The sequence below is a fragment of the Thiocapsa rosea genome, from assembly GCF_003634315.1.
GTDB lineage: Bacteria > Pseudomonadota > Gammaproteobacteria > Chromatiales > Chromatiaceae > Thiocapsa > Thiocapsa rosea.
Genome location: NZ_RBXL01000001.1, coordinates 3452613 through 3476871, shown reverse-complemented (window position 1 = coordinate 3476871; position 24259 = coordinate 3452613). Strand labels below are relative to the sequence as shown.

The 24259-nt window shown below is 62.2% G+C and carries 26 protein-coding genes; 11 read left to right on the top strand and 15 right to left on the bottom strand.

Annotated elements, in window-relative coordinates; all coding sequences use genetic code 11:
- Positions 1 to 5: 5 nt before the first annotated feature.
- From nrfD to dsrA, 12 genes are all read right to left on the bottom strand, one after another.
- The gene (gene nrfD, locus BDD21_RS15695; RefSeq protein WP_120797934.1) at positions 6 to 1259 is read right to left on the bottom strand and encodes an NrfD/PsrC family molybdoenzyme membrane anchor subunit; all 1254 of its coding nucleotides are present in this window, start codon (positions 1257 to 1259) and stop codon (positions 6 to 8) included.
- A 21-nt stretch (positions 1260 to 1280) separates the two neighbouring features.
- Entirely contained in the window at positions 1281 to 2078 is a 798-nt protein-coding gene (gene dsrO / locus BDD21_RS15690) for a sulfate reduction electron transfer complex DsrMKJOP subunit DsrO (protein WP_120797933.1), read from the bottom strand.
- 1 nt (position 2079) lies between these two features.
- Complete coding sequence (locus BDD21_RS15685) at positions 2080 to 2553, bottom strand: sulfur reduction protein DsrJ (protein WP_120797932.1); 474 nt, start codon at positions 2551 to 2553, stop codon at positions 2080 to 2082.
- Positions 2554 to 2570: 17 nt separating this feature from the next.
- A complete protein-coding gene (locus tag BDD21_RS15680) occupies positions 2571 to 4535 on the bottom strand; it encodes an NAD(P)-binding protein (RefSeq protein ID WP_120797931.1) in 1965 nt (654 codons plus the stop codon).
- A gap of 112 nt (positions 4536 to 4647) precedes the next feature.
- Positions 4648 to 6192, bottom strand: coding sequence for a sulfate reduction electron transfer complex DsrMKJOP subunit DsrK (dsrK, locus tag BDD21_RS15675; RefSeq protein ID WP_120797930.1), 1545 nt, complete (start codon positions 6190 to 6192; stop codon positions 4648 to 4650).
- Between the two features lie 38 nt (positions 6193 to 6230).
- Positions 6231 to 6962 (bottom strand): respiratory nitrate reductase subunit gamma, encoded by a 732-nt coding sequence (locus BDD21_RS15670; RefSeq protein ID WP_120797929.1) that lies wholly within the window; start codon positions 6960 to 6962, stop codon positions 6231 to 6233.
- 79 nt (positions 6963 to 7041) lie between these two features.
- The gene (locus tag BDD21_RS15665) at positions 7042 to 7380 is read right to left on the bottom strand and encodes a TusE/DsrC/DsvC family sulfur relay protein (protein WP_093027992.1); all 339 of its coding nucleotides are present in this window, start codon (positions 7378 to 7380) and stop codon (positions 7042 to 7044) included.
- A gap of 28 nt (positions 7381 to 7408) precedes the next feature.
- The gene (gene tusB, locus BDD21_RS15660; protein ID WP_120797928.1) at positions 7409 to 7717 is read right to left on the bottom strand and encodes a sulfurtransferase complex subunit TusB; all 309 of its coding nucleotides are present in this window, start codon (positions 7715 to 7717) and stop codon (positions 7409 to 7411) included.
- 9 nt (positions 7718 to 7726) lie between these two features.
- On the bottom strand, positions 7727 to 8137 hold the full coding sequence (tusC, locus tag BDD21_RS15655) for a sulfurtransferase complex subunit TusC (protein WP_120797927.1): 411 nt from the start codon (positions 8135 to 8137) through the stop codon (positions 7727 to 7729).
- A gap of 12 nt (positions 8138 to 8149) precedes the next feature.
- Positions 8150 to 8542, bottom strand: a complete 393-nt coding sequence (gene tusD, locus BDD21_RS15650) for a sulfurtransferase complex subunit TusD (protein ID WP_120797926.1) — start codon at positions 8540 to 8542, stop codon at positions 8150 to 8152.
- A gap of 53 nt (positions 8543 to 8595) precedes the next feature.
- Positions 8596 to 9666, bottom strand: a complete 1071-nt coding sequence (gene dsrB, locus BDD21_RS15645; RefSeq protein ID WP_120797925.1) for a dissimilatory-type sulfite reductase subunit beta — start codon at positions 9664 to 9666, stop codon at positions 8596 to 8598.
- A gap of 114 nt (positions 9667 to 9780) precedes the next feature.
- A complete protein-coding gene (dsrA, locus tag BDD21_RS15640; RefSeq protein WP_120797924.1) occupies positions 9781 to 11034 on the bottom strand; it encodes a dissimilatory-type sulfite reductase subunit alpha in 1254 nt (417 codons plus the stop codon).
- A gap of 418 nt (positions 11035 to 11452) precedes the next feature.
- Between dsrA and BDD21_RS15635 the strand changes: the two genes are divergently transcribed.
- The 7 genes from BDD21_RS15635 (at position 11453) to BDD21_RS15605 (ending at position 18578) form a co-directional block, all read left to right on the top strand.
- The gene (locus BDD21_RS15635) at positions 11453 to 12379 is read left to right on the top strand and encodes a TauD/TfdA dioxygenase family protein (protein WP_120797923.1); all 927 of its coding nucleotides are present in this window, start codon (positions 11453 to 11455) and stop codon (positions 12377 to 12379) included.
- Between the two features lie 159 nt (positions 12380 to 12538).
- A complete protein-coding gene (locus BDD21_RS15630; protein WP_093028002.1) occupies positions 12539 to 12730 on the top strand; it encodes a sulfur relay protein DsrC in 192 nt (63 codons plus the stop codon).
- Positions 12731 to 12779: 49 nt separating this feature from the next.
- Positions 12780 to 13499: a hypothetical protein gene (locus BDD21_RS15625; RefSeq protein WP_120797922.1), complete on the top strand. Its 720-nt coding sequence runs from the start codon at positions 12780 to 12782 to the stop codon at positions 13497 to 13499.
- Positions 13500 to 13729: 230 nt separating this feature from the next.
- Positions 13730 to 14434: a type I-MYXAN CRISPR-associated protein Cas6/Cmx6 gene (gene cas6 / locus BDD21_RS15620; protein ID WP_342769609.1), complete on the top strand. Its 705-nt coding sequence runs from the start codon at positions 13730 to 13732 to the stop codon at positions 14432 to 14434.
- A gap of 485 nt (positions 14435 to 14919) precedes the next feature.
- Positions 14920 to 15258, top strand: a complete 339-nt coding sequence (locus BDD21_RS15615) for a TusE/DsrC/DsvC family sulfur relay protein (RefSeq protein WP_120797921.1) — start codon at positions 14920 to 14922, stop codon at positions 15256 to 15258.
- A gap of 332 nt (positions 15259 to 15590) precedes the next feature.
- Positions 15591 to 16799 carry a carbohydrate porin gene (locus BDD21_RS15610; RefSeq protein ID WP_120797920.1) on the top strand — a complete coding sequence of 403 codons (1209 nt, stop codon included), beginning with the start codon at positions 15591 to 15593 and terminating at the stop codon, positions 16797 to 16799.
- A gap of 291 nt (positions 16800 to 17090) precedes the next feature.
- The gene (locus BDD21_RS15605) at positions 17091 to 18578 is read left to right on the top strand and encodes a protein adenylyltransferase SelO (protein WP_120797919.1); all 1488 of its coding nucleotides are present in this window, start codon (positions 17091 to 17093) and stop codon (positions 18576 to 18578) included.
- 143 nt (positions 18579 to 18721) lie between these two features.
- Here BDD21_RS15605 and BDD21_RS27890 read toward each other — a convergent pair whose 3' ends face one another.
- Positions 18722 to 18907 (bottom strand): hypothetical protein, encoded by a 186-nt coding sequence (locus BDD21_RS27890; protein ID WP_170164646.1) that lies wholly within the window; start codon positions 18905 to 18907, stop codon positions 18722 to 18724.
- Between the two features lie 463 nt (positions 18908 to 19370).
- Here BDD21_RS27890 and BDD21_RS15595 point away from each other — a divergent pair, with 463 nt between their 5' ends.
- The 4 genes from BDD21_RS15595 to hemP all read left to right on the top strand — a co-directional run bounded on the left by BDD21_RS15595 (position 19371) and on the right by hemP (position 22662).
- The gene (locus BDD21_RS15595) at positions 19371 to 20024 is read left to right on the top strand and encodes a beta-class carbonic anhydrase (protein ID WP_120797917.1); all 654 of its coding nucleotides are present in this window, start codon (positions 19371 to 19373) and stop codon (positions 20022 to 20024) included.
- 70 nt (positions 20025 to 20094) lie between these two features.
- Complete coding sequence (locus BDD21_RS29250; protein WP_120799959.1) at positions 20095 to 20337, top strand: FmdB family zinc ribbon protein; 243 nt, start codon at positions 20095 to 20097, stop codon at positions 20335 to 20337.
- A 50-nt stretch (positions 20338 to 20387) separates the two neighbouring features.
- Positions 20388 to 21956: a sigma 54-interacting transcriptional regulator gene (locus tag BDD21_RS15585; RefSeq protein ID WP_120797916.1), complete on the top strand. Its 1569-nt coding sequence runs from the start codon at positions 20388 to 20390 to the stop codon at positions 21954 to 21956.
- Between the two features lie 517 nt (positions 21957 to 22473).
- Complete coding sequence (gene hemP / locus BDD21_RS15575; protein ID WP_120797914.1) at positions 22474 to 22662, top strand: hemin uptake protein HemP; 189 nt, start codon at positions 22474 to 22476, stop codon at positions 22660 to 22662.
- A 29-nt stretch (positions 22663 to 22691) separates the two neighbouring features.
- Here the strand turns inward: hemP and BDD21_RS15570 are convergent, their stop codons facing one another.
- Both BDD21_RS15570 and BDD21_RS15565 read right to left on the bottom strand, forming a co-directional pair.
- Positions 22692 to 23375: a hypothetical protein gene (locus BDD21_RS15570; RefSeq protein WP_245969638.1), complete on the bottom strand. Its 684-nt coding sequence runs from the start codon at positions 23373 to 23375 to the stop codon at positions 22692 to 22694.
- Positions 23375 to 24160: a DUF4198 domain-containing protein gene (locus BDD21_RS15565; protein WP_245969637.1), complete on the bottom strand. Its 786-nt coding sequence runs from the start codon at positions 24158 to 24160 to the stop codon at positions 23375 to 23377. Before BDD21_RS15565 ends, BDD21_RS15570 begins: the two co-directional genes overlap by 1 nt.
- Positions 24161 to 24259: the final 99 nt, after the last annotated feature.

Genomic DNA, 24259 nt, shown 5'->3' with positions numbered 1-24259 from the left:
CGCCGTCAGGCCTTGGCGCCTGCCGGACCTTGCTCCACGATCTTTTCCTCGTCGACCGGCAGGACATCGTCTGCGAGCGACTCGGGGAGGAACTGCAAGACCCGTACGCCTACGGAGGTGATCAAGAGGGCAATCGCCACACCGCCGAGTCCGAGCAGGACCTCGGGAATCGTCGGGGAGTAACGCGACGCCTCGCCCTGCACGCCGTCGAAGAAACCCGAGGCGAGCACCGTATGACCGGGGAACATCTGCATCGGATACGCCTGGCTGCCGATGATGATCACATACATGCTGGCCAATCCGCCGACGATCACCAAGCCGCACGCAGCGGCAATCCAGGTTCTGTCTTTGCTCAGCACCGGGTGGTAGATGATCCCGAGCGGCATGAGTCCGCCGACCAGGACCCAGCCGACCCAGAACATGAAGGTATAGATGCCGCCGTCGAGCAGGAGCCACCCGACCAGATCATGGTTCTTTGCGCCGTAGAGCTTGGTCAGGTGATAGACCAGCGTGAAGTAGAACACGCCCAGGATAAAGATACCGAGCAGATTCTTGAGCCGACACAGGATACGTTCGCCGATGGGACGACCTTCCTCCGTGAAGGTGAACATCATCACCAGCATGAAGATGGCCAGACCATAGGCGAAGGACATCACGACGAACATGGGCGCAAGGATAGCCGCGTCATAAGCCTGACGCGCGACCAGAAAGCCGAAGATGGCGCCGGTGCCCGTCGTCAAGGCCAGCCGCCAAAAGGTCGCGAGGATCCCGATGGGCCGGTTGTAAGGCTCGCCGTGGCGATCCGCCATGCTCCAGAGGTAGGCGATGACGATCGCCATGAATCCCGAGTACAGGAAGATATTCCACGCAAAGATCGAGCGGAAGTTGTAGGTGGTCATTGCCACGACCAAGCGCTCGGGGCGCCCGAGATCGAGCACCAGCACCAGCAGACCGCCCATCAGAAGCGCTGCGGAGAGCAGGCCGGAGAGCCGCCCGAGCGGCTTGTAGAGCGGCTTGCGGAAGACGGTCCCGATGGAGGCGATATTCAGCGCGCCGGAGGCCGAAATGATCAGAAATACGGCAAACACATGGGGCGTACCCCAGACCACCGAGTTACTCATCCCGGTGACCCAATGGCCTTCGTGCTCCATGTAAGCGAAGGCGAGCGCGCCGATAACGACAACCGAGGCGAGAATGCCGAGGAGGCCCCAGTACCGAGCGGGCGGAATGCGCCACTCGCGATAGATGATTCGCTTCATGTCCTGCTCACCTCGCCCAGGTCAGATTCCGGAATACCGAACGCCCGTATTCAAGCTCAGATCTTCTCGGATCTGCCGACTCGCCATCTCGGCGAGATGCTTTCGGATGCTGCTTTCGGGATCTTTGAGGTCGCCGAAGACGATCGCCTCGTGCCCGGCCTCGCGACAAGCATCGACACACGCGGTCGAGTCTTCGCCGAAATCGCGCCGATGAACACAGAGGTTGCAGCTCTCCACGCATCCCTTGCCGCGGGGCACACGGGTGAGTTGATCCTCAACCGCCTTGTGGATGAAGCTGCGTGCCTTGTAGGGGCAGGCCATCATGCAGTAGCGGCAACCGATGCAGGTATGACGGTCGACCATGACGATGCCGTCGGCGCGCTTGAACGAGGCGCCGGTCGGGCAGACATCCACGCATGGCGGATGCTCGCAATGCTGGCACATCAGCGGAAGGTTGGTGACACGCCCGGTCTGGTTGTCCTGGAGCTGGACCTTGCGGATCCAGACCGCTTTCTGGTCGTCCCAGTGTTCCTGCGACGCGCTCGCGGGTTTGTTTTGAAGATTCAGTCCGTTCTCGCGGTCGCAGGCATCGACACAGGCCGAACAGCCGTCGACACATTTGGCCGTGTCGATCAGAAGACCCCAGCGCACGTCGCTGGTCACCGCCTCCGAACGCGGGGCGGCTGTGACCGAATGAAGGACAACCCCCGGCGCGACGACGGCGGCCGTGATACCGGCGGCGACGCCCATGAAGGCCCGGCGTCCGGAATCGGCAGGACCGGCGTCGGTCGGATCGGTTGGTTCGTGGTGATCTTTCATCTCAGTGGTCTTCCCCATCAGGTCGAGCCTGAACCGATCGATCCGCACCGACAGCTTGGAAGGCGGCGTGCGACGCCTGCTCGGCGCCCGGGCCTTTGGGCACGGACGCGTGGCAGTCGAAGCAGTTCAGGTTGACGGCTGTGAAGGCATGACAGGCGCCGCAGAACTCGTCCTTGCGATGAATCGGTTGCGGCACATGATCCGCGTCGGAGCGGATGTGGCACTCCACACAACCGGCGAGACTGTGCTTGCTGGAGCGAATTCCACCGTGGACCGTCTCGTCGCGCTGGTGCTTGATGAGCTCCATATGCTTGCGACGCATCACGTCGGTGGGCTCGACACAGGACTCCAAGGCCGCCGCCTTGGATCCCTCGAGTACATAGGTCTTCGCGTCGGCCGCCAGGACGACTTGGGCGACCAGCACCCAAGCCAATCCAACGGCGACGAGGCCAGCTCTCACTGCGGCTTTTGCCATCGACGCCTCCACTGTGCTTACTCGCCGAGACCCATCTTGATGTAGCCGGTCGGGCAGACATCGGCGCAGATATGACAGCCGATGCACTTGGCATAGTCGGTGTCGACATAGCGTCCGGTGGTTCGGCTGTTCTTGTCGACCCGGAAGACGGCATCCTGCGGGCAGAAGATGACGCAGTTGTCGCACTCGAAGCACATGCCGCAGCTCATGCAGCGCTTGGCCTCGTCGATCGCCTCGGCCTCGGCGAGACCGATCACCCGCTCCTTGAAGTGGCCCAGCACGTCATCGGAGCTCGGCACCTCTTCCTTGCGCAGATTGCGTGCATGGAAGTTGAAGTGACCGAGGAAGAGTTCCTCGTGCGGGATGACCTCGGCACCCGAACGATCCTCGTAGTTATGGATCGCGTAGTTCGCGCTCGAGGTTCCGCGCATATCGCCGCGCTCGTCGGGGACGAATGCCTCGGGCGCGAGGTTTGCCTCGGTCATCTTCTCGAGCAGATTGAAGTGATGCACGTCGACCTTGGGGCGACGCTTGTGCTCGACCTGACGGACATATTCGTCGATGGAGTCGACCGCAATGGAGGCCTGGCCGATGGCCGTCGTCAACAGATGCGGGCGGATGATGTCGCCGGCGACGAAGTGGCCGGGCTTGTTCGGCACCTGATAGAACTTGTCGGCGTTCATCAGACCGCGCCCGTTGTCGAGCTCCTCGAGACCGGACAGATCGCCACCCTGACCGATTGCAGCGACGATGAGATCGGCCGCGAGGACGCGCTCGGTCCCTTCGACGGGGGTCGGACGACCGTCGACCATTTGGCAATCGGCGACGCGCAGTCCGGTGGCCCGCCCGTTCTCGCCGAGCATGACTTCCAGGGGCATGACGCCGTCCAGGATGGTCACGCCTTCGTGGGTCGCATCGTGAACCTCGTGCTCGGAGGCCGTCATCTTGTCGCGCGTAAACAGCGAGGTCAGCGTGACCTCGGCGCCTTCGGCCGCGGCAGTCATGGCCGCATCATGCGCGACATAGCCGTCGTGGATGACGGTCTCGGGCAGATCCTTCGGACCGGTCTTGGTGATATGACCGAGCCGGCGTGCAACCGAGACGACGTCGATCGAGGTGTCGCCGCCGCCGACGCAGACGACCTTCTCGGCGGTGATCTTCATGCGGCCTTCGTTGAAAGCCTTCAGAAAGGCGACACCCGAGACGCAGTTCGGCGTGCCTTGCCAACCCGGGACAGGCAGCCCGCGACCGCTCTGACAGCCGATCGCCCAGAGCACCGCGTCGAACTCCTTCTCGAGCTGCTCGACGGTGACATCGGTACCGACCTTGGTCTTCAGGCGGACCTCGATCTGACCCATGTCGAGGATGCGCTGGATCTCGGCGTTGAGCTTGTCGCGCGGCACGCGATAGCCCGGGATGCCGTAGAAGAACATCCCGCCGAGACCCTCGTTGGCCTCGAAGATGGTCGCGCCGTGCCCTTTGCGGCGCAGCTGGTAGGCCGCTGCAAGGCCGGCCGGGCCGCCGCCGATGATGGCGACGCGCTTGCCGGTGTCGGTCGGTGCAGCCTCGAACCGGTAGCCCTTCTCGATGGCGGTGTCGCCGATGAACTGCTCGACGGCGTTGATCCCGACGAAGTCTTCGAGCGCGTTGCGATTACAGCCGTCCTGACAGGGCGCCGGACAGACGCGTCCCATCATCGAGGGGAAGGGGTTGGCGTCGGTCGAACGGCGGAAGGCATATTCCTGCCAGTCCATCCCGACCGGCGGCTTCTCCATTCCGCGCACGATCTGCAGCCAGCCGCGAATATCCTCGCCCGACGGACAGCTGCCCTGACACGGCGGTGTCTTGTGGACGTAGGTCGGACACTTGTGGGAGGTGTCCTGAACGAAGATCTTATCCGTCCACTTCTCCCACTCGTGCTGACCGTCCTCGAAACGGCGCCAGGAAGGTTTGGTCTTCATTTCGTCGGTTGAAGTCGCCATGTCGATCACTCTCCGTACCGGTTGAACCCTGATACATCGTCAGGGGGCTCGTATCAGCTCGCAGCTCGGGGCCTTCGGGGAAACCTGCGCCTCGCGACGCAAGCCTGCCGGTTCAGGCGGCCTCCTCTGCCTCTTCTTCGTCGTCCTCGTCGTCCTCGCCGTCCAGGGAGGGGGTCAGCACGATGGCGTTCGATACCAATTGGTGCAGACTGACGATCTGATCCATCTCCATACCGTAATACGGCAGGACCTTCGTGAACTGGCTTTTGCAGATGGCGCAGATGGCGGCCATATGCGTGACGCCTTTTTCGAGCATCACGTTGTTCAGCGCCTCCACGCGTGGCTTGGCGCCTTTCACACGCAACTCCATCAGGTCGTCGGTCAACAATCCGCCACCGCCGCCGCAGCAGAAGGTCCGGTCGCGGATCGTATCTTCGTCCATGTCGTAGAAGTGATTGCAGGTCGCCCGGATGATGGCGCGCGGGATCTCGAACTGCCCGCCGGGCGTATCGCCCATGCGCGAGGCGCGGGCGACATTGCAGCTGTCGTGATAGGTGAGAACCTTGTCGTCGTTCTCGCCCTTGTCGAACGTCAACTTGCCTTCCTGAATCAGGTTGTAGGTGAACTCGCAGATGTGCTGCGGCACCGGATAACGCGGATCGAGAAAGTCCCAGGGTCCGGCCAAGGTGTTCAGAAAGCTGTAGGCGACCCGCCACGCGTGACCGCATTCACCGAAAACGATGCGCTTGACCTTGAGCTCGATGGCGGCCTCGCGGATACGCTGGGCGACCCGACGCATGTTGTCGTAAGAGCCGATGAACATGCCGAAGTTCGCCGCCTCGGAGGCATGCGAGCTGAGCGTCCAGGTCACACCGGCCTCGTGAAAGACCTTGCCGTAGCCGATCAATCCGTCGACATGGGGCTCGGCGAAGAAGTCCGCCGAGGGCGTGACGAGCAGGATATCGGCACCGACCTGATCGATCGGATAGCGCACGGCGACGCCCGTTTCGTCGAAGACATCCTCTTCCAAGCCCTCCAGCGTGTCCCTCAATGCGGGTCCGGGCAGACCCAGATTGTTGCCGATCGTATAGACCTTGCCGATGATCTCGTTGCAGTACTTCTGACCCACACCGATGCTGTCCATGATCTCGCGCGCCGCCATGGAGATCTCGGCCGTGTCGATCCCGTAGGGACAGAAGACCGAGCAGCGTCGACACTGTGAACATTGGTGGAAGTAGCTATACCAATCATCGAGCACGTCTTTGGTGAAGTCCTCGGCCCCGACCAGTTTCGGAAACAGCTTTCCGGCCAGGGTGAAATAGCGCCGGTAGACCTTGCGCATCAGGTCCTGCCGACCAACCGGCATGTTCTTCGGGTCCTTGGTCCCGAGATAGTAATGACACTTGTCGGTGCACGAGCCGCATTTGACGCAGGAGTCCAGGTAGACCCGCAACGAGCGATATTTTCCGAGGAGCTCGCCCATCTTATCGAGGGCCTTCTCCTGCCAGTCGTCCATAAGCTCGCCGGGAAAGCCGAGAGGCGCTTGGAACTCGGGCTTGGCCACGAACGGCTTGCTGTGAGCCATGGTCTGCGGCGTCACGGGCGGGACGTCGAGGTACTGACTCAGCTCGGGAACTTCAAACGTTGCCTTAGCCATGGATCAACCTTTGCTGCGGACGGGATGGCGCGAAAAATCTATTCCTGCTCGAGTCGTTTCGCCCAAGGCGCAATGTGTCTTTGCTCGCGCGGGTTGTCGACCTGATTGCGGCTGGGGCTGAAGAAGAGACCCGGCGCATGGAGCAGCTTGCTGTAGGGGAAAATAATCATCAACGCGGCCACCAGAAACAGGTGCAGCAGCAGCAGCGGATCCCCGGGCAGCGGCGGCGGGTCGAAGCTGTAGAGTCCGATAAAGAATGACTTCACCGCGACGACGTCGGTATGAAACACGAACGTCATCAACAATCCGGTGCAGCCGATCGCGATCAGCAGCGCCAGGATCAGATGATCCGAGGGCGAGGAGATGTAGCGGACTCGGTCGACGAAGAAACGTCGCGCCCACAAGCCGGCAAGACCCACGACCATCGCCATACCACCATAGATCCCGAACGGCTGGACCAGCTCGATCGGCAGCCATACCGGTTCCATGAAATAGCGCAGATGGCGCAACGTAACGAGAAAGAGGCCGAAGTGAAAGATCCAGCCGAAGATCCAGGTCCACTTGTTGCCGCGAAACAGGCTCTCGAACAGCACGACCTCGCGCGTCATTCTGAGCACGACTCCGGCTTTGGTGGTCGGTGCCGGTGTCGTCGGAATCTTCAGCGGTGCCGGGGTGCGCGCGTACTGGACGACCTTGAAGGTCACGCCGGCCAGCAACACCAAGGCCGCGAAGTAATACAGATAGGCGTAGACCGTGGTCAGGAACGACATGTGCCTGGTACCTCAGTGGATCGGAGAGTCGCCGGGGGTCGAGCTCGCAACGAGCCCGCCCCCGGTCACGGCTGACGGATCAGACGCAGCCGGTCGGCTTCGGGAGGCCGGCGAAACGGCATGCCTGCTTGGCCGGGCCATAGGGGAACAGGCTGTAGAGGTATTTGCTGTTGCCCTTGTCCTTGCCGAGCTTCTTGCCCACTGCCTTGGTCAGCACGCGCACCGCGGGAGCAATTTGATACTCCTCGTAGTACTCGCGCAGGAAGTTGATGATGTCCCAGTGCTCGTCGGTCAACTCGATGTTGTCCTGCGCCGCCATGACGGTGGCGATGCCCGGGACCCAATCGTTCAGATTGGCGAGATAACCTTCCTCGTCGACACCGTATTGCTTGCCGTCGACTTCGATCGTGTCAGACATTTAGATGCTCCTATCGGTTTCTAAAAAACTACAACCAGGCCTGAACTTTCCCGTTTTCCGCGGCAAGATCCACGAATCCGGCATAGTCCACGACACTGATACCCTCGATGATGCGCTCCGCGGAGAAGCCGCGCGCCTGCAGGTCCGGGCCCAGCACATAGACCTTCAAGCGGCCGAGCGCACCGCTCACATGGGGTTCGACGGCGGTCCCTTGAAGGGCCGCATAAACGCCGTCTTCGAACAGCAACACGGCCGACCCGTCGGTGGCGAACTTCAGACAGGACTCGAGCGCGTTGCGCTCGAACGGCGACTTGTTGACGGTATGCAGAATACTCATGACGTCCCTCTAGAAGCTGAAGATCGCATCGGATTCGTTCATCAGCTCGCCGACGCGGGCCGAGTCGATCACCTCGACGATGTTCTCGATCTCTTCTTCGGTCTCGAAGTCTTCCCAGGCGATCTCGACCAGATCGTCCTGAGTGAGCCCTCGGGCCTCCAGCGAGGCACGGTCCACGAAGATCTTTTTGACCTCGTAGTCGCCCAGGGTCCGGAAGGTCGGCGAGAAGTTCTTCATGCCGATCGCCTTGGTATCTTGGCCCTTGGTGAGCTGATAGACCCCGTCGTCGAGAAACATGACGCTGACGTCCTGATCGAAGGCGGCCCCGATCAGCACCACTTCCAGTGCCTCCCAGGCATAGATGGTCCCGTAAGGCGCCTTGCGGTTGAGGTACATGAATTTCTTCACGACTTCCGACATCTCAACTCTCCTTTAGTCGCCGAAGACGACGAGACGGTCGGCTTGAATGGCCGCCTCGACCAGCTGCCCGAGTCCGGAGATGCGGAACTTGGGATGAATGTTGGTGGCGTCCTTGCCGTTGCGGCTCGCTTCGCCCTCGTCCACGATACCGCGGCGTTGGGCCGCGGCGACGCAGACGACCAGATCGAGGTCGTGCTGCTCGGCCAACTCCGCCCAGCGATTGACGATATGACGATCGTCCTGCGGCGGTGTCGTCAGACGCGTCGAGTTGTTGACCCCGTCGTGATAGAAGAAGACCCGAAAGATCTCGTGCCCCTTCTCCAGCGCCGCCTTGGCAAACTGATATGCCGAGTCGGATGACTGGTGTTGGTAGGGTCCCTCGTTGATCTGAAGTGCGAACTTCATGCCGACCTCTCGACTGATTACGATAGCTCTTGAACCGATCCCTCTGCCCGCCCTTAGAAGCGGATGTACGAGGAGCTGTTGAAGCTGGCCCGTGCACCGCGCCAGGTATCGATATGATACTTGGTGAAGGGCAGCTCGACCTCTTCGAAGAAGCGCGGCCAGCCGATGCGCTCGATCCACTCGTTGACCCGCTCCCAATCCCGCGCGCCCTCTTTATACGCCTTGAGGATACGCTTGACGATCGCGGTCGCCTCGGGCCAGCGCGGCGGATTGTTCGGGATGCCGGCGGCGACCAGTTTCTGGAAGGTCGGCTTGCCGCGGGCATTGGAATGGTTCCCGCCAACCCAGATGGCCAGCTTGGAATGCTCGGCGTCGTTGATCTGCATCGGCGGACAGGGCGGATAGCAGGCACCGCAGCAGATGCACTTGCGCTCGTCGACTTCCAGCGAGGGCTTACCGTTCACCATGGCCGGACGAATCGCCGCAACCGGGCAGCGCGCGACGACGGAGGGGCGCTCGCAGACGTTCGCAACCAGATCATGATTGATCTTCGGCGGCTTGGTGTGCTGCACGTTGATCGCGATATCACCCTGGCCGCCGCAATTGATCTGGCAGCAGGACGTCGTGATATGCACCCGATTCGGCATATTGGCGTTGCGGAACTCGTCGATGAGCTCGTCCATCATGGACTTCACCACGCCCGAGGCGTCGGTGCCGGGGATGTCGCAGTGCAACCAACCCTGTGTGTGCGAGATCATCGCCACCGAGTTCTGCGTGCCGCCGACGATGAAGCCCGCGCCCTCCAGAGCATCGATCAGGGGCTGGACCTTCGCCTCGTCCGTCACCATGTATTCAATGTTGGAGCGCAGCGTGAAGTGCACATAGCCTTCGGCGAATTCATCACCGATATCGCACAGCTTGCGCAGGGTGAACACATCGAGGATACGCTGGGTTCCCGCCTTGACGGTCCAAATCTTATCGCCGCTATACGCGACGTGGAGCAGGACGCCGGGACGAGGATGATCATGGTATTTCCACTGGCCGAAATTCTTGCGCATCATCGGATGCATATACTGCCAGGGATCAGGGCATCCGGATTCGATCGGCTCACGCATGTCTGCCATCGCCTTTACTCCAATATTTCAGTCTGATGGTAAGTCGTTCGGCGGCACCCGTCGGCGCCCGCATATCGCGATCCAGGGGATCGCATGCGCGGCCCCACGGGTGCCGATGCGGATTTACTTGCCGGCTTCGGCTTGACGCTCGAACCATGCCTCGGCCGCCTCGTCCCATCCGTCCAGCCTCACATAGGAGCTTTGACGCGGGTGGCTCAGCATATTCGGATCCGGCTCGATCCCGATGCCGTCGAGGAAGTTGGCCAGGCCGATACGTTCGATCATCTCGCCGCAGCGCTCATGCTCCAGACCGTTCTCCGCCCAGAAGTCAATGATGGTCTCGGCGAGCTCGACCATGGACTCGTAGTCCTCCTCGGTTTCGAGCTTCTTGAAGGGCACAACGACGGTGCCCATCAGATCACCGATCTTGAGGGTACGCTTGCCGCCGATCAGGATGGTTACACCCTTGTCGTCTCCCGGATGCAGCGCCTTGGGCATCACGTTGAGACAGTGCATGCAGCGCACGCAATCGCGGTTGTTGACCACGAGCGTGTTGTCGTCGGTCAGGCTGAGCGCCTGCGTCGGACAGCGCGTGATGACGTTGTCGATATAGTACTGACGCCCTTTGTCGGCGATGTAGTTCTTGACCTCGGCTTGGTCGACCTTCATGTCGTCGCGCCACGTGCCCAGGACCGCAAAATCCGAGCGCTCGATGGCGTTTTGGCAGTCGTTCGCGCAGCCGGAGACCTTGAACTTGAATTTGTAAGGAAGGGCCGGGCGATGGACGTCGTCGACGAAGTTGTTCACCAGCGCACGGTGCGCCTTGAGTTCGTTCGTGCAGGACATCTCGCAGCGCGCCGCACCTACACAGGACATGGCCGTGCGTACGCAAGGACCGGCACCGCCGAGGTCCCAACCGTATTCGTTGATCTCGTCGAAGAAGTGCTGCGTGTTCTGGGTGTCCGTCCCGATGAACATGATGTTGCCGGTTTGACCGTGGAAGGTCACGAGGCCCGAGCCCCACTTCTCCCAGCTGTCGGCCAATTGGCGCAGCATGTCGGTCGAGTAATGGTTGCCGGCCGGCGGCTGGACGCGCAGCGTATGGAATTCCTTGGATTTCGGGAATGCTTTGCCGACCTCGGAGAAGCGCGGAATGATCCCTCCGCCGTACCCGAAAACCGAAACGGTGCCGCCCTTCCAATACCCTTTACGGGTCTCGTATGAATGCTCGAGCTGACCAAGTAGATCGTTGGTCATCTCGTTGATACGGGGCTCCGGATGCTCGTCGCGGAGACGCTTGATGCCCGAGATAAAGCTCGGCCAAGGGCCGGTTTCGAGCTGATCAAGCATCGGTGTACTGTGCTTCTCGATCGCCATGGCGCTGTCTCTCCGAATCAGAATAAAGCAGGAAGGGATAGGGGTTCCGATAAAACCAATCGGGCATGTGTCGATACAACACCGCTTGACCGAGAGTCTCGCCATGGCGCGGGCTAGACGGCATGCCTGAACAGCCGGCGCACATCGAAACCTGTTCTACCGAGACCCCATCGGCATTCGCTAAATTACCGGCTCCCCGGGTCCGCGCCCATTCCACGATTGGGAGGGCTCTTACCCGACGGACTATCCCATTCGGGATAGAGGATCTAAGGCATGACGAGCGCCGCAGCGGGTGTCCTCCCGATTCTTGTTGGCGGCGAACATGCTTGAGCAAATTGACAGGAGATGCTACATCTCGAGGCGCCGTAAGTCAACATTCACTAATATTCAGGTTTGCTCATTCAGGGGGGTGAAACCCGTGGACGACCCTTTCGATCTCTCGGACGATCGTGCCTATTCACACTGGAGGACTCGCAAGCTGCGCGCTTATCCAGCCGAGATCACGGACCTGCGTGTTCCCGTCGAGCGACTCGACCGGCCCACGCCGGCCGAGCACGCCGCGTTGAAGACACGGATCGCTACTTTCAACATGGCGCTGGTCGAGGTCGATCCCGACAAGATCGAGACCGAGGCTCTGCTGGCGTTCACGCAGGCCCTCGGGCTGCGAACAACGGATTCCAACCTCTTCGCCGACGCCTCGGCCGTGAGCCGTATCACCGCAACCCGACGTAATCCAGACGAGGGTGGACGCGCGGATGCAGGCCCCGAGACCCCCGGCGGTGCAACCCTCGGCGACTTCATCCCCTATACCGACAAACCGCTGAGCTGGCACACCGACGGCTACTACAACCCCCCGGATAAACAGGTCGAGGCATGGTGTCTGTTCTGTCGACGCGCCGCGCGTCACGGCGGGGAGAACGGCCTCATCGACCATGAGATGGCCTATCTGCGCCTGCGCGACGAATCGCCGCAGCACATCGCGGCGCTTTCTCACCCGCAAGCCCTGAGCATCCCTGCGCATGTCCGGGACGGTCGCACACTCCGGGCGGCGAGTGTCGGACCTGTGTTCTCGGTGCGTAGCGGACATCTACACATGCGTTACTCGGCACGTGCACGCCACGTCCTCTGGCGCGACACGCCCGACACGCATGCCGCGCGAGCGGCACTGGATCGGTTGTTTTCCCGCCCGGATGTCTTCACGTTCGAGTACAGGCTAGAACCGGGCGAAGGGCTGATCGCCAACAACGTCCTGCACTGCCGCTCAGGATTCGACGATGAGGAAGACCCCGCGAAGGCGCGACTTCTCTACCGCGTCCGCTTCTTGGACCGAATCGTCCTCGACTGACAGTCGACCGAAAGCCCGCGCGCCATAGGCACTGGGTCCGTCGCGACCTGCCCGCGCAGGTTACGAACACGACGCGTCATAGACCCGCGGCCGCAAGAGCGCGAAGCGGGCGAAGCGCTCAACATCAACCCGACGACAAGGGAGCAGTAGCGACGACCCATGCTCAAGCTCAGCGAGATACTGGTATCTAATCAAGACATCGAATCGTTCGACGAACTCGTCCCCGTCATTCAGGCTGTCGCGCGCTCGGGCGAGCGTTTCTTCAGGATGGACGTCAAGCCCCCCTACCCCGATACCCCGGAGAACTGGGAGGATCGACTCGAGGCCGCCTTCAGCGGGCTCGTCCGATGATCTCCGGGCGGAGGTCTGAACAGACGCCGGAGCAGAGAAAGGCTTCGTTATGAAACAATTCGACGTTCTGGCAACGCAGATTGCCGATACGGCCGCTGATTCGATCATCAATCGCAGCGCCGAGAATGCATCGCTGGAGTCGCATCTGGGGATGCTCCAGGATCGGCTCGACAACCTCGTACGGATCCATGCGCCCGCGCATGCGGTCGCGGACGCACGGCTGCAGGTCGCACGCACGCTGGTGAGTCTGGAGCGAGGTGAAGAGGCGTGGCCCATCGGCCGCGCGGCCTTCGACCATTTCATCGCGCACGACTCCTTCGAGCTTGCCGCCGATGCCTGCGATGTTCTGTTCCAGGCCGGCCAAGAAGAGTCACTCGTTGCGCTCGGCCAAGGGATCTGGCTTGGGGTGACATGCCCGATCGATCCCGAGCTGACCATCGAGCTTCTTGGCCACGTGATCGACGAGACGCCCGACGACGCCGACGGCGCCGCAGTCGCCGCGACCACGGCACTTTTCATCGCCGATGTCCGCGCCAGAGACCGTCAACGCGAGGATCTCATGTTCTTCGCAACCCAAATGCTGGGCACGGTTGCACGGCGACACAGCGGCGTCGACACACCCGAGCAGCTCGAGCACTGGATGGAGCGCCTCGAGCTCAAGGAGCCGGAGAAGTTCCTGGTGCGCTTACGCAATGTCGTCGACGTGCTGGTGCAGGACGAGTGGTGGTTCGACCGCCGTGCGCTGCAGGAGCGTCTTCCGTTCGCCTAAGGCACGGTTCTCAAAGGTCGGTAAGGCAACTCGACGAGAGCATCGCGTTGCCTCGGTTGTGGTTGTCGTTGCCGATTACGATTACGATTACGATTACGACAACGACAACGACAACGACAACGACAACGACAATGATTGGATGCTGGGCTCGGCGTGTTTCTGAGATGTTGCCGCGGGTATACCGGGCTTTCAGGCCATGAAACACAATCGAGTGCACACGACGGACAACCATGATGTTTTGGAATGACGACGACAACCCCGACCGAATTCGTGTGCCGGATGACATCGTCGATCTCCTCTTCGGGATCGACTGCAAATGCCTCCCGGTCGACCACGCCTACCTGCTGGCCGAGGCGCTGAAACAGTCACTGCCCTGGATCGTCGAGGAGGCGGGCATTGCCGTGCACTCGGTGCATGTCGCCGGATCACAGAACGGCTGGGAGCGACCCGAGCACGGCACGGACTCTTATCTCGTCGTCTCCCGGCGAACCAAGCTGACCCTGCGGGTTCCCCGACACCGCGTCACGGAGGTATTGCGTGATCTTCCGGGGGCCAAGCTCGATGTCGGCGGAGAAACCCTTGTCGTGGGCACGGGCAAGACCAAGCCGCTCACCGCCGAGACGACCTTATTTTCTAGATATGTCGCACTTGATCTCGCCGCCCCGGCAGAGGAAGACGAGGGCGTTTTTCTCGAGACCGCAGCACGCGCCCTCTCCGCGATGGATATCCGCGTGCGCAAGGCCGTGTGCGGCAGAACGAACCGGCTCGCCACGCCCGATGGTTCCATTGCGACACGCAGCCTGATGCTTGCGGGACTCACGCCGGACGAATCCATCCGGCTGCAGCAACAGGGACTCGGGCACCATCACCTACTGGGTTGCGGGATCTTCATTCCGCACAAGGGGATCGACTCGGTCAAGCCAAGTCAAGGCTGAACGTGCTGCGACGCGGGCTTCGTCCGACGAAGCAGCCTAAACCGCGTCCAGAGCGAGATGCTCACTTTCGCGAGAGTTCGCCGTTTGGTGCATTCACGGCCCTTAGCGGGGCCGCGGTTTAGAATTATATATTTTTTAATACGTTAAACCGCGCCGGCTCCGACAAGCGTCGGAGCCGGCGCAGCCAAGCCGATCCAACACACTACGCATCTCGCATCGGGCGCGGTTTAACCCCCGACACGCGCGGCCTCCTCGCAATGTCCCCGCTGCCCCGCCCTTTTCCGACATCCCCGGAGCCCGTCAAAATCACCCCGCCTCGTCGCGTCTTGACGGCAAACCGCGCGGGACGTGCTGCATTCAGGTTAAAAAGATGTGACGCCTGAATCACAAAATCATAAGATTAGGAAGTTCAAATCAACCCTTAATGACGGGTACAGCGTCACGCAACGACTGTACCCCGCCGAGCAAAGACGAGAGGAGCAACCATGGCCATCGAAGTCAATGGCAAGACCGTCGAGACGACCCCAAGCGGCTATCTTCAGGACCTCGCAGACTGGAGCGAAGATGTCGCGATGAAGCTCGCCGAGATCGAGGGCATCACCTTGACCGACAAACACTGGGACGTGATCAACTATCTGAGGGACGAGTACCACAACAACGCCCAAAATCAGCCCATGGAGCGCGTGGTGCTGAAGGAAATGGCCAAGAAGTGGGGCTCCAAGCCCACGAGCAAGGATCTCTACACCCTCTTCCCGCTCGCGCCGACCAAACAAGGGACCAAGATCGCGGGCTTGCCCGAGGTGCTGCGCAAGGGCGGTTACTGAAGCCACGGGCCGCGCCTGTTGCACGATCCATGGATGGATCACATCGCCCCGCGCGTCGACCGGAACGCGCTCGGAGCATGCGGTTGAAACCGCCGCTTTAGATCCCGCCTCCGGCCTCATTTCAAACCCGCTTGCATCCCCTCGCTCCACCACGCTTTTCGCGCCACCCGGAGAGACCCGGACCGGGGCTTCTTTTGATCGAGATCAACTTTCCGCCGTTCGGTCGGAAAATACTGCAGCGCAGCACGCCATCCGCCTTTACTCACTCTCGGATACACTTTATAAATGCGAACGCTTTTTATTTGCTTTCGCATCAAAATGGAGTCTCCGCTATGTCTCGCATCAAACATCCCGCCGACCGCAGCCTCGTCTTGGCTGCGCTGACCTCCGGCCTACTCGCCACATCGGCGGCGCCGATTCGGGCCTACGACGTTACCGACAGCTTCTCGATCGGGGCGGTGTTGGGCGCGGCGGGTCAATGCCAGGAAGGTCTGGGCGGGCTGGTCGACGAGGACGGGCAGTCGCTGGAGGGCAACACCTGCCGGGGCGGCATGCCGTTTCAGCTTGAATTGAGCGTTCGCCCCAGCGAGCGCGACGAGTTCTTCGCCCTGTTCGGTTTTGCCGTGGACAACGGCCTGAACGCCGTTTCGCCCTTCGTGCTCGCCCCCTGGGCGGTCGATCTCGAGGACGATCTGAAGGACATCAACGGGCGCGGGCGCGACTACCTGCTGCAGGCCTGGTACAAGCACACCTTTACGCTGGCCGAGGACGCCACCCTCGGGGCGACCTTCGGCATCATCGACTCCACCGGGTATCTGGACGAGAACGCCTACGCCAACGACGAATTCACCCAGTTCATGAACGAGGCGTTCGTAAACTCCGGCGGCTTCAATCTGCCGTCCTACGATGCAGGCGCGGCACTCGAGCTGGCGCTGGGGGACTGGGAGATCAAGGCCGCGGCGCTGAACATCGGCGAGAACGACGACGGCAACAACTACAACTTCTGGGGCGCGCAGGTCGGCTATCGTCTCGACACCGCGCTCGGGGAGGGCAACTACCGCGCCGTGATCACCGGCACCTCCTCGGCCTTCTTCAGGCCCAGCGCCGACCTCGGCGAGGCAGCGGAGTGGACCGAGGACGCACCGCAGGACGGCGCGCCGGTCGCCGCGCAGAAGACCGATCTGATGGGCTACGGCCTGTCCTTCGACCAGGCCCTCGGCGATCATCTCGGCGCCTTCCTGCGCCTGGGCTGGACCGACCATAAAGACATCCTCGACTACCGCGGGCTCTACACCGGCGGACTGCAGCTCGGCGGCGGTCTGTGGGGCCGCGAGGCCGACACCGTCGGCATTGCCTACGGCTATCTCGACGGCGCCAACACCGGGATCTCCAACACCAACGTCGCCGAGCTCTACTACCGCTTCGCCGCCAACGACTTCCTCGCCCTCACCGCCGACATCCAATACATGGCCGACGCCTACGACAGCGGCGAGGACATCGAGGGCTGGATCTTCGGGTTGCGTCTGGTGGCGGAGCTTTGATGAAACCGCGATGAAACCGCGTCCGGTGGCGTCATGTCCTGTTGTCGGGCTGTTCCACCTTGCAGGCATCAACGAGCGTCGGAGTCGACGCGGTTTCATGATGCTGAAAACAATCTCCTGAACCCAATCTCCTGAGCCGCGTCGCGCCGAGGCTGCTCTTGGGCGACAGGGCCGAGAAGACCTCGGAGCGCGCGTCTAGCGGGGAACGCGGTTCAGCGGCGGTTGAGTTGCGAATCGCCGGGATGGCCGCATGCCTACTGTATCGAGTCACAGCCGACATCAGACCATCGCATGACACAGCAGGCCATTCGCTTCGCGTTCGACAACAGCTATCGACGTCTACCCGATCATTTTCACGCCCGCATCCGTCCCACGCCCGTCACGGCACCCGGCTTGATCAAGCTGAACGCTGCGCTGTTCGAAGAGCTCGGCCTGGATCCTGCGGCGACCGATCCGGAGGTGGCTGCGCTGCTCTTCGCCGGGAATCGCCTGCCGGACGGAGGCGATCCGATCGCGATGGCGTATGCGGGCCATCAGTTCGGCAACTTCGTCCCTCAACTCGGAGACGGCAGAGCGATCCTCCTCGGCGAGGTGGTCGACCGTGCCGGCCAACGTCGCGACATCCAACTGAAGGGCTCCGGACAAACGCCCTTCTCACGCAGCGGCGACGGACGCGCGGCGCTCGGGCCAGTCCTGCGTGAATATATCCTCGCCGAGGCCATGCACGCGCTCGGGATTCCGACCACCCGCGCGCTCGCCGCCGTCACGACCGGCGAGCCTGTCTATCGAGAGACCATCCTGCCCGGCGCCATCCTGACACGCATCGCAAGCAGCCACATCCGCGTCGGGACCTTCCAGTATTTCGGCTCGCGCGGCGACACCGAGGCCGTGCGACATCTCGCCGATCACGTCATCGCCCGCCATTACCCGGAGGCCGCCGAGACCGACTCGCCCTACCTCGCACTCATCGAAGCCGTCCTGGAGCGACAAGCCGCCCTGATCGCCGCCTGGATGCACGTGGGCTTTATCCACGGCGTCATGAACACCGACAACATGGCGATCTCGGGCGAAACGATCGACTACGGGCCTTGCGCCTTCATGGACGCCTATGATCCCGCGACCGTCTTCAGCTCCATCGATCGCGGTGGTCGTTACGCCTACGGCAATCAACCGGGAATTGCCCAGTGGAACCTCGCCCGCTTCGCCGAGACCCTGCTGCCCTTGATCGACGGGGCATCGGACGCCGCGATCCAACAGGCGACCGACCTCATCCGCGGCTTCTTCGGTCGCTACGAGGAGCACTGGACCGCCGGCATGCGACGCAAGCTCGGCCTCGCCACCGCCGAGCCGGACGATGTCGACCTCATCCACGGACTCTTGGACGCCATGAAGACATCCGGCGCCGACTTCACCCTGACCTTTCGCCACCTCTGCGACGCGGCCGCGGATCCCCGGGCGGACAGCGGCGTACGCGATTTGTTCGTCGACCGGCAGGCTTACGAGGCGTGGGCCGCGCAATGGCGCACACGACTCGACCGAGATCCGCAAACACCCGCCGAGCGCGCCGAGGGAATGCGTCGCGCCAATCCGGCGGTCATACCGCGCAACCATCGCGTCGAGCAGGCGCTGAATGCGGCCGTCGAGCAGAGTGACTTCGGACCATTCGAAGCCATCCTGCGCGTCCTCGAGCGCCCCTACGAGGATCGTCCTGACCTCGCCGGCTACACCGAGCCGCCGCAGGAAGAGGAGCGTGTGCTGAAGACCTTCTGCGGGACCTAAACCGCGTACAGAGCGAGATGCTCAGTTTCGAGTGAGCTCGACGTTTGATGCATCAACGGCCCTTGGCGGGGGACGCTGTTTAAGGTGCTTTCCGGGAAAGGATCTAGCGACAGTGCCGGAACCAAGGTAAGTCGTCGAAGGTTCTACTCGTTGTCGTTGTCGTTGTCGTTGTCGTTGTCGTTGTCGTTGTCGTTGTCGTTGTCGTCATCGGATTCCGGACAAACCGATCTTTCCTTGCACATCCGATCGGCCGGAAGCAACGTCGCGAAGCGGCGTGCCTCCGGGATAGACGACTTGCAGTCGTCCTCCTCCACGGGCCTCGCTCGCACGACCGTCGCGTCGGGCAACACCTGGAAGGAGAGGACGATCGCGAACGGCTGAGCAAAACGGACACCGGTGCCAAAGCGCGTTCAGCACGGTTCTCGTGTGCGTCGCGTTGACCGCGACCTCGCGGGCCGTCGGGCCGGCTGAAGAGGACGACTGCAAGTCGTCTATCCCGGGATGTCGCCGCTTCGCGACGACCGTTGGCGTCACTTCCGACCCATCGTCTGTGCAGTTGGGATGTCGATCCCCGGAAATCGCACTTCCCTTTCAGAAGCCTTCCTTCCAATCCACAACGCTTTGTTTTTACTTCACTCATCTCGGATGGCACCCAAAAAGACGACGAAATAAAATCCAACCGCTACACTAAGCCATTGATGATGATCATCGCCCACCCTGGCACAAGCATTGCGGAGTTTCGGTTGCCGTTCTCGGCCAACCAGAACACCAACTGAGGGTAGGAGAAACGCGATGAGCTATCTGAAAGACGAGATCAACGCACGTGTCGATGCCTATGATCATTGGGCAACGCGTCGCCGCTTCGGACCCGATGGCCCCAACAACCGTCGACTCTGGGTCTTGGCCTGCATGGACGAGCGCCTGCCGGTCGATGAAGCACTCGGGATTCGCGTCGACAGCCCGGTCGGCGGCGGCGATGCTCATTGCTTCCGCAATGCCGGCGGAATCGTCACGGACGACGCGATCCGATCGGCGATGCTCACCTGCAACTTCTTCGGAACACAGGAGATCGTTATCGTCCAACATACGCAGTGCGGGATGTTGTCGGCGAACGCCAAGGACTTGGAAGCGGCACTCCGGGCCAAAGGCGTCGACATCGACAACCTGGCTCTGGATCCGACCTTGCCCGAGTTGAAGCTCGATGCGGGCGGCTTCGCGAAATGGATCGGGATGATGGACGATGTCGATGTCACCTGCATGAAGACGGTGGAAACCTTCCGAAATCACCCGCTGATCCCGAAGGACGTGGTCGTCAGCGGCTGGGTCTGGGAGGTAGAGACCCGGCGCTTGCGCCCTCCCGTGTTCGATGACGAGAAGCGCTCCCGCACGGATGTGACCTCCGCGCAGTTCGGTGTCACGACGCCGCAGCCCAACCGCTGGCGTTGATCGAAACGGCGCCCGGCTCGGGCGCCGCCTTGCCTTGGTCGACGAGCCTTACAACCTAGAGATTGCTCCGATGCCGATCTACGACTACCAGTGCAGCTGCTGCCAAGCCTCCTTCGAGAGGTTCCACTCCATGACGGCGGAAGCGCCGAGCTGTCCCGCCTGCGGGGGCAAGACGATTCGGGTCTTTCTGTCGGCACCGGCCGTCCACGGCCGAATGGCCCAAGGCCGAGATCAAGCCATTCGTTCACTGCAGCCTGCCGACACGCCGCGAGGTCACCAACACGGCCCCGGATGCGGGTGCGGGCATGCGTGAGAGCGCCGTTTTGTTCCGAACCGAGATCTCGACGCGACTGATCATCGAACATGCCTGACGCGCCCGAACCACCGTCACGCGCGGTCGCCTTTCTCCAATCCTTCGTGTCCGAGATCGCCAAGGCGATGGATCGGGCCGAGTGTCCCAATTGTTCTGCCCACCTCGAGCATATCGAGCAGATCGGCCTGACGGCCGGCGTTTGCCTGGAGGAAAAGGCCCGCGAGGTCCTCGGCTCGCCTCGGCCGATGGATCGCGACCATTACGCGGACCTGATCGTCGAGATCAAGAATCAGATCGGCGGACGATTCTCCCGCGCCTCCGCCGAGGCCGGGGCGGTCCGGGTCGTCAACAGCCGATGCCCCTTCGGCGAGCAGGTCAAGCATGCCCCCTCGCTCTGCCGGATGACATCGAGCGTCTTCGGCGGAATCGCCGCACGCCACTTCGGCTACGCGAAGGTGGAGTTACGACAGACGATCGCGGGCGGAGACGGCTCCTGCGACGTCTGTATCTATCTGGATCCGCAGCTTGCCGCGCGCAACGAAGGCACCGAATACCGGGCGGACGGCGAGCGCCTGACCTCGGGAAACCTCACGACACTCATGACACCCAGGGTTCACCGGCGACTGCGCGAGAAGTGGTGCCCACCGCCGGTCGGTATCGGCAGCCCCGACGCGGCCCTGCAGCCGATCGTCGCGGAGTCGGCGGCCATGCGCGATGCGCTGCGGGCGGTCCGGATCGTCGCCCCCACGGACGTCACCGTCATGATCACCGGAGAGACCGGCTGCGGCAAAGAGCTTGTCGCACGCGCCCTGCATGGGCTCAGCGCGCGTCGCGACAAGCCGATGGTCACGGTCAACTGCGGGGCCATCCCGGAAAATCTGGTCGAAACGGCCCTCTTTGGACACGAGAAAGGCGCCTTCACGGGCGCCTACGAGGTCCATCACGGCTACTTCGAACGTGCCGAAAAAGGGACGCTCTTCCTCGACGAGATCGATTCCCTCCCGCTTTCGGCACAGGCCAAGTTGTTGCGTGTCATCCAGGAAGGCGAGTACGAACGCGTCGGCGGCAAGCGTCCCCTACGCTCGGATGTCAGGATCATTGCCGCATCCAACCGCGAGATCGTCGCAATGGTCGACGCAGGGCAATTCCGTCGAGACCTCTTCTATCGACTCAACGTCGTGCCGATCGCGATCCCGCCGCTGCGCGAGCGTACCGAAGACATCGACGCACTGATCACGCACATCCTCCGCAAGCTCGCCCAACGCTACGCCACTGCCGAAAAGACATTGGTTCAAGCCGCACGCCTCAAGGCCTTGGCCTATGCCTGGCCGGGCAACATTCGGGAGATGGAGAACGTCCTCGAACGCGCCTTCATCTTTGCCGCGGATGCTCGGATCACCGACATCGACGTCCCGGTGACCGCGCCGCCCGAATCCGTACCGGCATGGCGCACCCGCAAACAACAAGCAGCCAAACAGGCAGAGATCGACACGCTGACCCGGGCATTGAGGGTCAGTCACGGCAATGTCGATCAAATCGCGATCCAGATGGGCATCACGCCGCGAGCGGTCCGAATGAAGCTCAAGGCGCAGGGACTCAGGGCCGCCGACTACAGGTAGAGCCTCGACGGCGGCGCAGTCGGTCAAGGCGTCGGCGAAGACCTCGCGCGGCCGGTCGGCCTGCCTGAACAGACCGGCATCCAGAATCGCGGTTTGTAACCGGATGCACAGCTCGGGGTCCGGCTCGTCGGGCTCGTCGGGCTTCGGGCTCGAACGGCGTGCCCTTGCGATACCGGGCAAACGCCACGCTGGACAGCAGCGCAAGGTCCGGGATGGGCGCCGTTTTGGTTTCCGGGACAGCGTGTCCCGGAATCGCCGCACCAACCTCTCCAAATGAGGGACAGCGACACCGCAATGACCTATAGATCTGGGTTTCGAACAATGGGCTCAAGGACGGGGTGCCGAGATTCAGGCCCGGCCATCGCAGATGCCTTGGATTCTGCCAGGTATCACCCGGCATCGGGGGAACGCGATAGAGGGCGTACCTGGTCGAGACGACTTGACAGCGGGCGCGTCGCGACATAATCTTAATGACAACGATTCGCATTTGTAAACCGACTCACGCGGAGTGCCGGCCATGCCAAGAGAATCCCTGTCCGAGAGCCCGAGTCAGCGTGCGCAGTCTGCCGCAGCGATGCGCGCGGATCTTCCGCGGATCGACAGCAACGCGCTGTTGCGCGGGTACAACCTGCTGCTGATCGATCACGCGGGCGATCGTTACATCCTGAGAATGACGCGCAACAACAAATTGATCTTGACGAAATAGGCCAGCGCACCCGTCCGGGCGCGCAAGACCTAAGGCCGACCGGACGGACGGCGGCTCTTCCACCAGAGAGCCAGTCCGGTCAGGCCCATGATGTAGCCGATGCCGCCGAGGATGTCCTGGAGGCGGATCCGATCCTCCGCGGCAACGAGCTGCTCGCGCAAGGGTCGAATCTGTCGCGCGACGGCGCGCTCGATCGCTGACTCCAATGCGGGATCAAGAGCCGCCATGGCGTTTGCCGAAACCGCAGATGGCACCGTCTCTACAATGACGGACACCTCGCCCCCTTCGGATCTTTCAGCGTCCCGGGCGGGCGATTCGTCCGGTGCGAAGCCCGCCGCCAGCTCGGCCGCGGGGACGCGCCACTCGGCTTGATGACCGTCGTCCGTGATGGCGAGGATCAGATGATCCACGGGCAACGCAGCCGTATAGACAAACTTACCCTCGCCATCCGGCGCAAGCTCGGCCAGCACCTTGCCCTCGCGGTCACGGACCTCGATTCGCGCACCCGAGGCGGCACCGCCGCCGGCGAAGTAGGCCGATCCGCTGATCCGTGCACCTTCGGTAAAGGCGAAGACTTGGAGCTTGTGCGCGAGGGCCGGGGAGCTAAGACTCGACAGCAGCAGAAGCGTCGCGAGGTGGCAAGCGGCACTCGTCGATCCGTTTGCGCTGCACACCACTCGCGTTCGACCGTCGGCGATCTCCGCGCCGGACATCAGCGCATCTCGCGCGTATAGACCCAGATGAGGGCACCCAGCTCGACCGGGACCTCTTCGCCGTCGGGATTCTTCATCGGCTCATCACCCTCGAGCAGGGCGGCAAAGCCCCACCAGCCAGCCTTGGGCATGGCATAGCTGAAGACTCCGTTCCCATCGGCCTTGATGACCTGGGTGATGTAAGGATCCGATGGCGGCTTGACCGAGCCGTCGTTGCGCCACTCGACCTCGACCTCCGCAAACGGCACGGCCTTGCCGTCTTGTTTCACGATCCCTTGAAAAAGATTGCCGGCCCAGAGTCCGTAAGGGCGAACCAGGGGCTCGATCTCGACCGGCAGGCCGAGATCGGCATCCCAACCCTCCTCCGCACCGAAGGCATCGACGACGACCTTGGTGTAATGCACGATCATTGCTTCCTCGGCCGGCTCCCAGTAAGGCGCGGGCTCCAGATAGAAGACATAGTCGCCCGGCTGCTTGATCTTATAGTCGAGACGATAGGTGCGCTGACCGTCCACCTCCTCTGCCTGAAGGCTCGACTTGAGGTCTTCCCGACCACCTGGACTCAGGACCCCGACCTGAACGGGTTCTCCCATCGCCATCAGCGGACCACCTTCCATGGGGTGGGTGAAACGCATCTCCAGCGTCACGTTGTTGCCGGTCTCGGCGTTGACGATATCCGTGGAGGGGATGAGCTCCTGGAAGTGGGCATGGGCACCGGCCGCGCCCATGAGTGCGACAGCGAGAGAGATCCGGATCGGGCGAGATGGACTGGAGGTCAGTGTCACGATGTACTCCGTCAATGGGTTGCGAGTCGAAGGTCGGGCTAAACCCTACCCCCGCGAGATGCGCGCTGACGGCGCTGTCGCCCAAGCACAGCCTCGGCG